Source organism: Paraburkholderia sp. Tr-20389, assembly GCF_017104565.1.
Lineage (GTDB): Bacteria > Pseudomonadota > Gammaproteobacteria > Burkholderiales > Burkholderiaceae > Paraburkholderia.
This window is the reverse complement of sequence record NZ_JAAGPD010000008.1, coordinates 191,932-204,898: the sequence shown is the minus strand read 5'-3', so window position 1 is coordinate 204,898 and position 12,967 is coordinate 191,932. Positions and strand designations below refer to the sequence as shown.

Below are 12,967 nucleotides of genomic sequence, written 5' to 3'. Positions count from 1 at the left end.
CGAAACCATGAACTATCACTTCGACTTCGACTTCCTCGCGGGCAGTGCCGGGAAACTCCTTGAGGGACTGCGTGTGACGCTGGAGCTCGCTGTTGCGGCGAATGCGATGGGCGTTGTGCTCGGCTTCCTCCTGTGCCTAGTCGTCATGAGCCGTTCGGCATTCCTGCGCTGGCCTGCGCAACTCTTCATTGAGTTCTTCCGCTGCACGCCGCAACTTTTGCAGATCGTCTGGTTCTTCTACTGCATCCCGATGATGGTCGACGTGTTTATCGATCCCATCACGCTAGGTGTACTGGCGCTTGGCCTGAACCTGACCGCGTTCAATGCGGAAGCCTATCGCGCCGGCGTGCAGGCCGTGCCGAAGGAGCATCTGGACGCATGTGTCGCGCTCGGGCTGAAATCATGGCAGCGCACTATCTACGTAGTACTTCCGCAAGCGCTGCGCAGTGCGATGCCCGTGATGATGACGAACGGCATCGGCACGCTACAGCAAAGTGCGCTTGTCGCGATCGTCGCTGTCGCGGACCTGATGTACGTTGGCAAGAGTCTCGCAACGGAGGCGTACCGGCCGCTCGAGACCTACACGGTGGTCGCGTTCATCTATTTTGCGCTGTCTTTGCCTATCGCGCGGCTGGTCCATATCATCGAGCGCCGGCAAGACACTGCAATGCAGCGCTAAGAGGAACATCATGCATCTCGATTTCTCGGTGGTTCTGCCTTACTGGCTGGTTCTCATTAAAGGGCTTGGACTCACGTTGGCCTTCACGTCAACCAGCGCGGTACTTGGCGGCGTGGGGGGCTTCGTGCTCAGTTTATTGCGAATGTCCCCTGGGCGTTTGATGACGCTGGCGACGACCTTATACGTAGAGTTCTACCGCGGCACGCCGCTACTGATCCAGTTGTTCTGGGTGTACTTCTGTTTTCCGATCGTGTTCAGAGTGAACATTCCGCCGTACGTTTGCGTGGTCATCGCTCTGGTGCTTTACATGACGGCGATTACCAGCGAGACATTTCGCGGGGCTCTCAAATCGATTTCGGCCGAGCAGCACGATGCCTGTATTGCGTTGAGTCTGACACCGCATGCGAAGATTCTCTACGTCATCTTTCCGCAGGCTCTGCTGCGGGCCATCCCGCCATTGCTCTCGAACATCGTGAGCCTGTTCAAAGAGAGCGCGCTTATTTCGTCGGTGGGCGTCGCCGACCTGATGTTTGTCGGCGAGAACATTTCGAACAGCACGGCGAGGCCAATCGAATTTCTGACCATTGTCGGCATTATCTATTTTCTCGTGGCCTTTCCATTGACCCGGCTGGTAGGCGTGGTCGAAACGCGCTTCCTGAGGCGGTTCGCCTATTGACGAAGCCTTGGCGTGCTTAGGTCACGCATTTCGCCGATCAGGATCGAAGCCGGCAACAGCCTGATGGATGATCGCCTGTCCATCGCGACATTCGCGTTAGACAGCAGGGTAAAACAGCTATTTCAAAGAGGTACATAAATATGTCCAGGTACACGTTCAAATGCATCGAGGGTCATACGGAAGGTATGCCGGTACGCATGGTGATTGAAGGCGGCCCGGAACTCCACGGCGCAACCATGAACGACAGACGCCTCTATTTCATTGAAAAGCATGACTGGGTCCGCCGTTCGCTGTCGCTTGAGCCGCGCGGTCATGGTCATATGTCGGGCACGATCTTTTATCCGCCGCTTACGGCCGATGCCGATTTCAGCCTGCTCTTTATCGAATCCTCCGGCAGCCTGCCGATGTGCGGACATGCAACGATCGGCTCGGTCTCGTTTGCACTGGAGACGGGGCTCATTGTTCCGAAGCAGCCCGGACAGGTCATAGTCGATGTCCCGGCGGGCAAGGTGAAAGCGAATTACACGATGGCGGACGGTCGGGTCACATCCGTTCGTTTCACGAATGTCGCCAGCTTCCTGCTTCATCGGGACATTGAAATCACGCACTCGCATTTTGGCAAGCTGCGGGTCGATATTGCGTATGGGGGCAACTTCTATCCGATCGTCGAAGTGCAGGACACGTACCCGGGATGCGAGCATTTTTCTCCGGACCAGTTGCTGAAGTGGGGGCGTGAGACGCAGCGACTCGTCAACAAAGCGCTGGATGTGGTTCATCCGGACAATCCGCTTATCCGTGGCGTTAAGCACTGCATGTGGACGGGAAAACCAGTGGCGGCCGATTCCGACGGTCGTTCGGTGGTCATTGCAGGCGACACGATCGTTGACCGCTCGCCGTGCGGCACGGGCACGTCTGCGCGCGTGGCGCAGCGATTCGCCCGCGGTCTGCTCGGAGAAAGCCAGCCGTTCAGGCATGAAAGCCTGATCTGCAGTCGGTTCACTGGCCGTGTCGAAGGACGGACGCGACTGGAGAGCGGGCTGGAGGCCGTGTTTCCGAGCATTGAAGGCCGCGCGTGGATCACGGGACGCGGCGAGCATTACGTCGAGGATGGCGAACCGTATGCACACGGCTTCAGCCTGCAGGAGTTCACGAAGTGAGCGCCGTACCTGTCCAGGGAGCGGTTTCCAACGCGGCCGTCGCGCGAACCGTTGTGATCGGCGGCGGCATTGTAGGGGTGTGTTGTGCGCTTTATCTCCAGCGAAATGGTTTTGCCGTCACGCTGGTCGATCCTGCGGCGCCCGGCGATAGCACGGCGAAGTGGAGTTGTGGGCAGATGGCGGTCAGTGAAATCATTCCGCTGTCGAAGCCTGGAATTCTGATGAAAGTGCCAGGGTGGCTCATGGATCAGAATGGCCCACTCGCCATGCGGCCGGGGGCGTTGCCCGGCATTTTGCCCTGGTTCTTTCGGTTCATGTCCTGCGCGCGGCAATCGAAGATCGTGGATATCGCGCAATCGCTGTCATCGCTCACGCGAAACATCTACGCCGACTACGCACCTCTGCTGAGTGAGTGCAGTGACAAGGCGCTGATGGGTGAGCGACCGATCATCGAGGTCTTCAACGACTCTGCCTACTTTGAGCGCGAACAGCCGCATCTCGAACTGCGCGCATCACTCGGATTCAAGGCACAGCGCCTCTCGCCCGCCGAGATCGGCGATCTGGAGCCTGCATTGAAAGGCCGCTTTGCGCATGGCCTGCTGTTTCCGGACTGGCGCTCGGTGGGCGACACAGAAGGCTTCGTTGCGGCGTTGACCGAGAGTTTTCTTGCGCGGGGTGGCCGTCGTATCCGCTCGGAGGCCAGGCGCATCGATGAGCAGGGTGGACGAGCGTGTGGCGTGACGCTCGGCGACGGCGACGCTGTTGCTGCCGATCACGTTGTGGTGGCTGCCGGCACCGGGTCGCGTCGCTTTTTCGATGCGCTTGGCGTACGCGTTCCGCTCGAAGGCATTGCAGGCTATCAGGCGCTTTTGCCGGATTCTGGTGTCGAGATCAGACATTCCATCATCTATGCCGATGGCGGGTTCTGTTTTACTCCCATGACGCGCGGACTGCAGATTGGCGGAACGATTGAAATCGCCGGCCGGGGAGCGCAGCCGAATTTCCGGCGTGCGGAAATCATCCTTGAGAAAGCGAGGCGGATCTTGCCGCAACTTCGTACCGATGGCGTCGAGTTTGGAGTGGGTTATCGCCCATTCCTGCCGGACACGAAGCCGATTATTGATCGTTCGCGACGACTCGAAAATGTCGTGATGGCCTTCGGACACGGGCAATTGGGTTTGACGCTCGGTGCGACCACGGGACGACTCGTCGCTGATCTGGTGAGTGCACGCACGCCGGAACTCAATATGACGCCGTTTAGCGCTTACCGTTATGCATGAAATTCGCGGTGGTGCCACGTCGCCATTTGCGCACTGAAATTCGCGGTCCTTCTCCGTCCGGCTTGACGAAATGACGGCGAGAGAAGAATCAGGTCTGGAAGGTCAATACAGGTAGGCAATCATGCGCTGGAAGAAGACGCTGCAACTCGTCGACGTACACTGCGAAGGTGAAATCGGCAAGGTCATCACAGGGGGTGTCATTGATATTCCCGGTAAGACGATGCTCGACAAGATGAACTATATCAACGAAGTCGACGACAGCTTGCGGCGACTGGTTGTCCTCGAGCCTCGGGGTTGTCTGCAGATGTCGGTGAACCTGCTGCTACCGCCGACCCGTCCCGAAGCGGATGCCGGTTTCTTCGTGTTGCAGTCGGACAAGGCGCATCCGATGTCAGGCAGCAATTCGATCTGCGTCGTTACCGCGCTGCTGGAACTGGGCATGGTGCAGATGCAGGAGCCGCAGACGACGGTGGTGCTCGACACGCCCGCGGGACTCGTGACGGCTCGGGCGACGTGCCGCGACGGACGCTGCATCAGCGTTTCGCTGGACATGGTCCCGGCATTCGTCGAATACCTCGATTTCGAGGTCGACACGCCGGAGTTCGGGAGAATTCGCGCAGACATTGCATTCGGCGGGGTTTATTACGCCCTTGTCGACGTCGACCAGGTTGGGTTGACCATTGCGCCAGAAAACGCACGACAACTGGCCGAGCGTGGCGTGCAATTGAAGGACATCATCAACGGGCAGGTCCATATCGAACATCCGCTGTATCCGCAGATCAACGAGATTGCGTACGTGATGTTCCGTAATCGCGTCAGCGACGATATCTACCAGACCTGCACGACACTGCCGCCGGGCCGCGTGGACCGCTCCCCGTGCGGTACCGGCAGCTCGGCAAACCTGGCCACGCTCGCAGCTCGTGGTCAGGTACGCGTCGGAAGCGTCTTGACTTCGCGATCGACAATCGGCGGGGAGTTCCAGGTCGAGATGCTCGGCACGACCGAAGTCGGCGCTAAAGCGGCAGTCTTGCCGCGCGTTCAGGGACGAGCCTGGATCTATGGCATTCAGCAACTGGGCGTCGACCCGGATGATCCCCTCGCGGCGGGATTCATGCTCAGCGATACATGGGGCGAAGGAATCGGCTCGAAGTGAGAGGTTACCGGGGTTTATATGACATCTCATCGACGGGGTGTCGGAACGACGTATGAAATTTTGGAGTACAAACGATATGACTATCACTGGAAAGACTCGCGTTTTCTATACGATTGCTGATCCAATCTCGCAGGTTCGTACGCCTGAAGTATTCAACGAGGTACTGCCTTTGTGCGGTATCGACGCCGTCATGGTGCCGCTGCAGGTCGCGGCATCGGACCTGTCGGACGTTGTGCGAGCGCTGTTCCGTTCGCCGACTACGGCCGGAATCGTGCTGTCGATCCCGCACAAGCCGGGTGCAGCGGCGCTTGTCGATCATTGTTCAAAGGCTGCGGCAACCGCGAATGCTGTCAACGCGATTCGCAAAAATGCCGCCGGGGAACTCGAGGGCGATCTGTTCGATGGGCTGGGCTTCGTCAAGTCCCTTGAGCGGTATGCGATGACATATCGCGGCAAGCGAATTCTGCTGATCGGCGCGGGCGGCGCCGCCTCGGCTATTGCGACTGCGCTCGCCTCTGCGGGGCCGTCGGTGCTGGCTATGTTCGATCCAGATACGACCAGGGCCGACCAACTCGCTCATTCAATCGAGGCACAGTATGGCGTCCAGACGATGGTGCCGCCTTCCAACGATCCCGCCGGTTTCGACCTGGTGATCAACGCCTCTCCGTTGGGACTGAAGTCAGACGATCCCCTGCCCGTGCCGCCCGAACGGCTTGATCGTTCTGCGCAGGTTTGCGACATCCTGATGAAGAATCAGCCCACCCCATTGCTACGCGCTGCAATGGCAAGGGGTAACGCGGTCCAGCCGGGCTTCGACATGCTGATCCTCCAGACGCCTTTCTTTTTCGATTTCTTCGGCTTTCCGGAGGCTGGCAACATGTTGCGTCGCGACGATTCCGTCGTGCGAACGCTGCTCTTCCCCGATGAGGTGCTTGAGATGATGAAGCCCGCGGCCTGAAAGGCCAGTCGCGATGCATGTCTCAGGTAGTCAGAGATGCGACCAGGGTGGGCATGTTTTCTCGCGCTGGTTGCGTAGAGTGGGCAGCGGACAGGCAAGTGTGTGCGGTCATGCTGCCTGCACAATATCGTGCGGTTGCGGATACAGAGGCTGTGTCGCCTATTCGGTCTCAGCCAACTGAATGTTCAAGGGCATTCCAGCAGTCAGATTGCGATTCAGGAAATTCATAAAGCGCCCTCGAAACTGCATCGCATGGTCATGGGCGTATTCCTCTGCACGGTCTGCATCGCGCGCCTCAATCGCGTTGACGATATCGGCGTGACCGGCCGCCATCTTTTCTACGCTCAACTCTGAACCCAGCGCTTCGTACTCAAAGTGAAGATGAAGCATTCGTCTTCCTTCATCCAGCAGTCGACGATACAGATCGGCAAAGTAAATGTTGCGCCCCGCCTTGGCGATGGCCATATGAAACTCATAATTTTTGTCGATCATCGATAGACTGTCGTACGTCTTGATACTGGCGGCGACTGCCTTCTCGTATGCCTTCTGCTTTTCACGTATCACTGCGAGATCCGAGGCCGTCCGGTGTAAAGCCGCGAGGCGCGTAGTCACCCGTTGGAGCAGATCGAGGGCATCGAGAAACTCCGGGATACGCCGGTAATCCATGGGCGTCACTACCGTGCTCCGATTCGGCAGGATCTGAACCAGACCATCGCCCGAGAGGCGCACCAGCGCTTCCCGTATCGGCGAGCGGGAGAGGTTGAACCTTTCCGCGAGACCAATTTCATCGAGCGGCGTGCCCGGAGCGAGCTGCATTCTAAGAATCTCGTCGCGCAGTATTCCGTAGACACGGACCGCGCCCGTTTCTTTCACCGGCTGAGTTTCAGTTGATGCCTTTGCCATGGTTCGTCCCAATCATTTCGTGCGGTACTGGCAAAAGTTCATGCCTTCCCGGTTCCGGTTATTTATTGTCGACGATATGCCGACAATGTCAATGCCAACGCTGAAAGGGCTGCATCAATTCCGCGCCCTCACGTTGACTGACGGCGTTCAACGGGCGTGCCAATGCCGACATGATGCCTTGAACCATTCTACATGTTGCTTTAGTGTGACGATTTCCAATCGCTGGAGCTGATCATGCCGTTTCCGCTGCGATCGGGGCCGGTCGCTGCCTTGTTCGGCGCCTAGCAGCATGTGCGCTAGAACGGACGTCGCAGCGGCGCGGCGTTACCGCTGCTGCCCACGAGAAAGTCGAAGTCGAGCCCCTTGTCCGCCTGCAGCACGTGCTCAATGAACAGCCTTTCATAACCGCGAGCGCTGGATGCCGGCGACAGTCGGAGTTCAGTGCGCCGGCGCTCCAGTTCCTGATCCGGAACCTGCAACTCCACGACACCGTGTTCGACGTCGAGGGAAATCAAGTCACCGTCCTGGACGAGCGCAAGCGGTCCGCCGATGGACGATTCGGGCGAAACGTGCAACACGACAGTTCCATAAGCCGTTCCGCTCATTCGTCCATCCGAAATTCGCACCATATCGGTGACACCCGCAGCTAGCAATTTAGCCGGCAGCCGGATATTGCCCAGTTCGGGCATGCCGGGATAGCCCCGCGGCCCGATTCCCTTCAGTACGAGGACGCTGTCGGCGTCGACGTCGAGGTTCGGATCGTCGATCCGCGCATCCAGATCTTCGACGTCGTTGAAAACAACCGCACGTCCCGTATGCTTGAGCAGCCGTGGGCTGGCCGCGGATGGCTTGATCACCGCGCCACCCGGCGCGAGATTGCCGCGCAGAATGCGCAATGCGTTTTGTGGCTTGACCGGCTCGTCGAGGCGTGAGATCACAGCCGTATCAGTCGACTGGATGCCTTCGAGGTTTTCGCCAACGGTCGTTCCCGAGACAGTGAATGCGTCGAGGTGCAGTTTGCTTCGCAGTTCGCCCATGAGTGCACGTACGCCGCCAGCGCCGTAAAATTCCTCCGCGAGAAACTTGCCGTTCGGCAGCACGTTCGCCATCAGCGGAATGCCGGCGCAGTTCTTTTCGAAATCATCGAGCGTCAGTTCGATGCCGACGCGTCCGGCGAGCGCGATCAGGTGAATGATCGCGTTTGTGCTCCCGCCGAGCGCGGCGTTGACGCGGATCGCGTTTTCGAGTGCGCGACGGTCGACGACTTTTGAAAAGGTCAAATCCTCGCGGACCATTTCGACAATCCGGCGGCCGGCCAGTTGCGAAGAGCTGTAGCGCCGGCTGTCTACAGCCGGAATAGCCGCAGTACCGGTCAGACTGAGGCCAAGGGCTTCGGCAATCGAACCCATCGTCGATGCCGTACCCATCGTGTTGCAGTGTCCATTGCTGCGCGACATGCCGTATTCGGCGTCGAGAAACGCTGCCTTAGACATCCTGCCGCCGCGATAGTCGGCATGCATTCTGAAGATGTCGGTACCGGAACCCACGGTCCGGGCTCCGACGCGTCCGCTGATCATCGCGCCGCCATGCACGAGAATGGTCGGCAGGTCGATGCTGGCAGCACCCATCATGTAGGCCGGCGCCGTGTTGTCACATCCGGACAGTAAGACCACGGCGTCTAGCGGATTTGCGCGAAGTGTTGCCTCGAGTTCCATGCTCATCAGGTTTCGGAAGAGCATGCCGCTTGGCCGCATCAACATGTCACCGATGGACATGGTCGGAAATACCAACGGATATCCTCCCGCCTCGAGCACGCCCTTGACGACCGCGTCGGCGATGCCCGTTAGATGTGCGTTGCATGGAACCAGATCAGACGCTGAATTGGCGATCCCAATGACGGGACGCCCTTCGAACATGTCGGGAGGGGCACCGCGGGCCTTCAAATGAGTTCGGTGTTCGAAGCCCGTGTTATCGATGCGTTTGAACCATGCTTCACTGCGAAGCGACCGCACTATGCTAGTCATGCTGACCTCATCAAATATCGGAAACAACGGGGCGAACAGCGCCCTGTACCCAAGAAGAAAATCCCGTGAATAAGATGAAAGAACTCATTCGCTCGTCTGGATGCGTATTCGCACCGGATCAGGCTGGCTCGCGAAGCGATGATTCGACCTTGTCTGCCGGATACGAAAGGGCCAGGATGCATCCGATCAGCATGCACACTCCGAACCCGTAAAGCCCCGCACTCTGGGAGTGAAACTGGTCTCTCAGCCAACCGAGAACAGAGGTGCCGATAAATCCGCCCAGGTTTGCGAGCGAGGTGATCATGGCGATGCCCGCGGCTGCCCCGGTTCCCTTGAGAAAGGTCGGCGGTAGCGTCCAGATCACCGGTATAGTCGCAGCGGCACCCGCGTTGATCAGCGAGAACAGTAGTACCGTCATACCCGTGGTGTGCGGCATGACTGCCGCCAGAAACAGCCCGCAGCCTGCCACGAGGCACGGAACGGCCATATGCCATCGACGCTCGCTCGCGCGATCGGAACTCCATCCACAGAGCAGCATGCTGATCACGGCCGCCGCGTTGGGAATTCCCATCCACAGGCCGATCTCGAATGGATCACGTACGCCTGTATCGCGAAGTATCGACGGTAGCCAGAAGCTGGTGGCGTATACGCCGATCATGATGCATACGTCGATAAGGCCGAGGATCCATAGCCTTTTGTCAGTGAACACGTGGGGCAACGACGACAGTCTCTCTCCGCCCACGTGGTCATCGAGGCTTGCAAGCAGCGTTTGTTTCTCGCCGGTATCGAGCCATGGGGTTTTTTCAATGCTGTTTGGAAGCCACCAGAGGACGAATCCGCCGAGCACTACCGGGGGCAGCGCTTCCAGAAGGAATAGCCACTGCCAGCCACCGAGTCCGCGCACGCCATCCATGACATTCATGAGCCAGCCGGAGATCGGGTTGCCGATCAGGCTCGACAGCGGAATCCCGATCATGAACAAGGCCACGACGCGAGCCCGTCGATTGTAGGGAAACCACTGTGAGAGATACAGCAGGACACCCGGGACAAATCCCGCCTCGGCGACACCGAGCAGGAAGCGGACGACGTAAAACTGGACCGGCGTTTTCACCAGCATCGTCGCGCCCGACAGGATTCCCCATGTGATCATCACGCGCGCGATCCAGACTTTGGCGCCGACCTTTTGCAGGATCAGATTGCTCGGTATCTCGAACGCAATGTATCCAGCGAAAAAGAGTCCCGCTCCAAGGCCGTAGATGCTGTCGCTGAAGCCAAGCGCGTCAAGCATCTGAAGCTTTGCCAGACCTATGTTGATCCGGTCCAGATAGGCGGCAAAGTAGCAGAGAAAGAACAGGGTGATCAGGCGTACGGTGACCTTTCGATACAGACCATCGTGATTGGCCTCGCCGAGCGCGAACGTGCCTGTCTGATTTGCGTGGTCGATTGACATGGAGTGGATGCGATAAGGATAGCGGTCGTTAGTGAGTCGAAACGTGATGGGTAGTGGTCCTGCTGCGACTTCCGTTTCGACTGAAGCAGCCGCAATCCGCGCAGGACCGACCGCGCGGATTGCGGGCTGCGTTAGCAGACACATGCAGGCAAACCAATCGAGACGACGCGCGGCCAGATCCGAGAAAGTGAGCCCACGGTAAGCCCGCACGTCATCTCGGCGAGTTCCATCACATGCTGGGCTTTTCCCACAGATTCAACGACTGGCCGATGCCCTTCTGTTGCGCGATCTGGTACATCTCGAAGCCCCAGCTGATATCGAAGACAGCCATCCCGCAGGCAATGAAGATCACGCGCTCTTTCGCGTTTTCACGGCCCGGCTTGTCACCGTTCACGACGTCACCCAGACCGGTCGAATCCGTCAGTGCCGGCAGTTTCCCTGCGTCGATCAGGCGGTAGAACGGGCCGCCGATCACCCCGCCGTAGTACGCGTCCTTGTTGCCGGACGCGATAGCGTCTTCAACATACGCTTCTTGCAAAGGCGTGTGATCGAAGACGATCTTGCAGTTCGTCAGGAAGGACTCGTCGGTATTGAACGGACCGGACACCAGTAGCGTGGCGCCTTCCTTGATCCATTCGTCCTTGAAGTAAAGCGGCTTCAGGCGTGACGCTGCGATCGTGATGACGTCCGCATCGCGGAAGCCCTTTTCGGCCTCATCGACGCCGATGGCCTGGATGCCGTACGTTTTCTCGACCCAGCCGGCGAATTCATTCGCCTTGTCGAGGAAGACGTCGAAGCAGATGACCTTCTTCACCGAGCCGAGCTGGGTCATGATCGCAGTGAAACACGCCTTGTTGATCGGACCACAACCGATGACCGAAACGGTTTGCGCATCCCTGTTCGCGAGGTGCTTCGCGGCGACGCCCGGCACCGCGCCCGTGCGTGCGGCGCTCAGGAGATTGGCCGACATCAGGGCCAGCGGTGCGCCTGTGTCTTTGTCGTTGAGCATCATGGTCAGGATCGAACGCGGCAATCCCTTCTCCGCATTGGCGTGGTTCGATCCGTACCATTTGTTTCCGCAGATATCGAACCGCCCGCCCAGATATCCCGGCATGGCCGCAAAGCGGCGGTCCGGGCCCGCCACGGGCATGTTGGGGAATCGGGTTTCTTTCGGGAAGACGATATTCATGCCGTGGTTGTTGTGATTGGGCCCCCCCATCAGATAATCGCCTTTGCCGAGAAGGCTAAAGGTTTCCTCGCAGACGGACACGCAACGCGCGGCATCCAGCACACCGGCTTCGATCATGTCGGGCTCTGAAAGATAGACGAAGTCAATTTTCGGGTACATATGGCTAACCTTTCTTCAAAAGGAGAGTGAGTGATAGACAGTGCGTCTGCGCGGATTCGCCGCTTCAGAATCTGAGAAGTGGAGCGATGTCGTAAAGGCGGCAACCTGGGCTTCGAGCGTTTGCCCGCATCAGGAAATTGAGCTTTTCAATGCGCTCTCCTGAGCGCGGCGCGCCGTTCTTCTGGAACGGAACCTCCAGACCCACCGAGAAATCCATCACGACATCGTCGACCACGCCACCCGAGCGGCCCGACGGGACCGCAATCATTCCGTGAGCGGTGGCATAGCGGTAGGCATCCATTGCTTCGGTGATCGTCCCCACCTGATTGGGCTTGAGGATGAAGCCATCGACGGCGCGCGTTTCGTGTGCTTTACGGAGGAGTTCGCGGTTAGTCACCGTGAGGTCGTCGCCCAGAACGATGGTGCGGGTAAGCTGCTTTACCGCTTTGATGTAACCCGTCCAGTCGTTTTCATCGAGCAGATCCTCGATGAAAACCAGATCGAACTTTTCAGTCAGGAGTTGCGCATAGTCGATCAGTTCGTCGGATGACACCTGCTTACCCTTCAACAGGTAGGTGCGTGATTCCTTGTCGTACATCTCGCTTGAAGCACAGTCGAGCGCGAAGGCGATCTTGCCGGTATAACCACAGTCATCGATCGCTTTCTGCATCAGCGTCAGAACGACCTCGGGATCGTCGGATGGCGCGGCATAGCCATAGGAACTGGCCACCTGTGGCTTGTGTCCCAGATACGCGGTCAGTACGTCGGCGAGTTTCTGGAACACCGCGACGGCCATTTCGATCGATGTATCGACACTACCGGTTCCGTACGGCACGATCAGAAACTCGTTGAACGCCTGAGTGAACCCCTCGTATCGTCCGCCGTTGACGACGTTGAAGCAGGGAACAGGTACCGTCCAGATGTCGCGACCTGCAATGTGCTTGTAAAGAGGAATCGAAAGCGCATCCGCTGCCGCCCGAAACGCCGCAATGGATACCGAATAGATCGTGTTGCCGCCCAAGCGTCGCTTGTCCGGCGTGCCATCCAGAGCAATCATCTTGTCATCGATGGCGCGCTGATCGAACACGTTCATGCCGATCAGTGCCGGTCCGATGACATTCACCGCGTTGTCGACGGCCTTGTGAACACTGAGCCCCTTGTATGTGGACGGGTTGCCGTCGCGCAGGACGAACGACTCGTGCATGCCTACCGATGTACCCGTGGGCGCCGCGCCGAGACCGATTGCACCGCCTTCGGTGCGAATCTCCACTTCCACAGCTGGGCGGCACTTGCAGTCTATGATCTGCTGTGCCCGAACCGATGCGATCCGGTCTTCCAT

At 58.6% G+C, this 12,967-nt stretch carries 11 protein-coding genes; 6 read left to right on the top strand and 5 right to left on the bottom strand.

The features are described from left to right. Positions 1 to 7 precede the first annotated feature (7 nt). The 6 genes from G3N95_RS12300 (at position 8) to G3N95_RS12275 (ending at position 5,903) form a co-directional block, all read left to right on the top strand. Complete coding sequence (locus tag G3N95_RS12300) at positions 8 to 679, top strand: amino acid ABC transporter permease (protein WP_205970257.1); 672 nt, start codon at positions 8 to 10, stop codon at positions 677 to 679. Between the two features lie 10 nt (positions 680 to 689). Continuing rightward, positions 690 to 1,355, top strand: a complete 666-nt coding sequence (locus tag G3N95_RS12295; RefSeq protein WP_205970256.1) for an amino acid ABC transporter permease — start codon at positions 690 to 692, stop codon at positions 1,353 to 1,355. Positions 1,356 to 1,495: 140 nt separating this feature from the next. Then, on the top strand, positions 1,496 to 2,512 hold the full coding sequence (locus tag G3N95_RS12290; protein ID WP_205970255.1) for a 4-hydroxyproline epimerase: 1,017 nt from the start codon (positions 1,496 to 1,498) through the stop codon (positions 2,510 to 2,512). After that, positions 2,509 to 3,792, top strand: a complete 1,284-nt coding sequence (locus G3N95_RS12285) for an FAD-dependent oxidoreductase (RefSeq protein WP_205970254.1) — start codon at positions 2,509 to 2,511, stop codon at positions 3,790 to 3,792. The genes G3N95_RS12290 and G3N95_RS12285 overlap by 4 nt, the downstream gene beginning before the upstream one ends. Positions 3,793 to 3,913: 121 nt before the next feature. Beyond that, positions 3,914 to 4,945, top strand: coding sequence for a proline racemase family protein (locus tag G3N95_RS12280; RefSeq protein WP_205970253.1), 1,032 nt, complete (start codon positions 3,914 to 3,916; stop codon positions 4,943 to 4,945). 76 nt (positions 4,946 to 5,021) lie between these two features. Next, positions 5,022 to 5,903 carry a shikimate dehydrogenase gene (locus tag G3N95_RS12275; protein ID WP_205970252.1) on the top strand — a complete coding sequence of 294 codons (882 nt, stop codon included), beginning with the start codon at positions 5,022 to 5,024 and terminating at the stop codon, positions 5,901 to 5,903. A 159-nt stretch (positions 5,904 to 6,062) separates the two neighbouring features. On the opposite strand, the gene G3N95_RS12270 is transcribed toward G3N95_RS12275, so the two are convergent. From G3N95_RS12270 to G3N95_RS12250, 5 genes are all read right to left on the bottom strand, one after another. Beyond that, positions 6,063 to 6,806, bottom strand: a complete 744-nt coding sequence (locus G3N95_RS12270; RefSeq protein ID WP_205970251.1) for a GntR family transcriptional regulator — start codon at positions 6,804 to 6,806, stop codon at positions 6,063 to 6,065. Between the two features lie 296 nt (positions 6,807 to 7,102). Then, the gene (locus tag G3N95_RS12265; protein ID WP_205970336.1) at positions 7,103 to 8,830 is read right to left on the bottom strand and encodes a dihydroxy-acid dehydratase; all 1,728 of its coding nucleotides are present in this window, start codon (positions 8,828 to 8,830) and stop codon (positions 7,103 to 7,105) included. A 118-nt stretch (positions 8,831 to 8,948) separates the two neighbouring features. Continuing rightward, positions 8,949 to 10,280, bottom strand: coding sequence for an MFS transporter (locus tag G3N95_RS12260; protein WP_205970250.1), 1,332 nt, complete (start codon positions 10,278 to 10,280; stop codon positions 8,949 to 8,951). A 229-nt stretch (positions 10,281 to 10,509) separates the two neighbouring features. Further along, on the bottom strand, positions 10,510 to 11,628 hold the full coding sequence (locus G3N95_RS12255) for a tyramine oxidase subunit B (RefSeq protein WP_205970249.1): 1,119 nt from the start codon (positions 11,626 to 11,628) through the stop codon (positions 10,510 to 10,512). A 64-nt stretch (positions 11,629 to 11,692) separates the two neighbouring features. Then, complete coding sequence (locus G3N95_RS12250) at positions 11,693 to 12,967, bottom strand: enolase C-terminal domain-like protein (protein WP_205970248.1); 1,275 nt, start codon at positions 12,965 to 12,967, stop codon at positions 11,693 to 11,695.

Excerpts from the sequence above, each read along its gene's own strand:
- G3N95_RS12300 (WP_205970257.1), top strand. The coding sequence starts at position 8 with ATGAACTATCACTTCGACTTCGACTTCCTCGCGGGCAGTGCCGGGAAA.
- G3N95_RS12295 (WP_205970256.1), top strand. The coding sequence starts at position 690 with ATGCATCTCGATTTCTCGGTGGTTCTGCCTTACTGGCTGGTTCTCATT.
- G3N95_RS12290 (WP_205970255.1), top strand. The coding sequence starts at position 1,496 with ATGTCCAGGTACACGTTCAAATGCATCGAGGGTCATACGGAAGGTATG.
- G3N95_RS12280 (WP_205970253.1), top strand. The coding sequence starts at position 3,914 with ATGCGCTGGAAGAAGACGCTGCAACTCGTCGACGTACACTGCGAAGGT.
- G3N95_RS12275 (WP_205970252.1), top strand. The coding sequence starts at position 5,022 with ATGACTATCACTGGAAAGACTCGCGTTTTCTATACGATTGCTGATCCA.
- G3N95_RS12270 (WP_205970251.1), bottom strand. The coding sequence starts at position 6,806 with ATGGCAAAGGCATCAACTGAAACTCAGCCGGTGAAAGAAACGGGCGCG.
- G3N95_RS12265 (WP_205970336.1), bottom strand. The coding sequence starts at position 8,830 with ATGACTAGCATAGTGCGGTCGCTTCGCAGTGAAGCATGGTTCAAACGC.
- G3N95_RS12260 (WP_205970250.1), bottom strand. The coding sequence starts at position 10,280 with ATGTCAATCGACCACGCAAATCAGACAGGCACGTTCGCGCTCGGCGAG.
- G3N95_RS12255 (WP_205970249.1), bottom strand. The coding sequence starts at position 11,628 with ATGTACCCGAAAATTGACTTCGTCTATCTTTCAGAGCCCGACATGATC.
- G3N95_RS12250 (WP_205970248.1), bottom strand. The coding sequence starts at position 12,967 with ATGGAAGACCGGATCGCATCGGTTCGGGCACAGCAGATCATAGACTGC.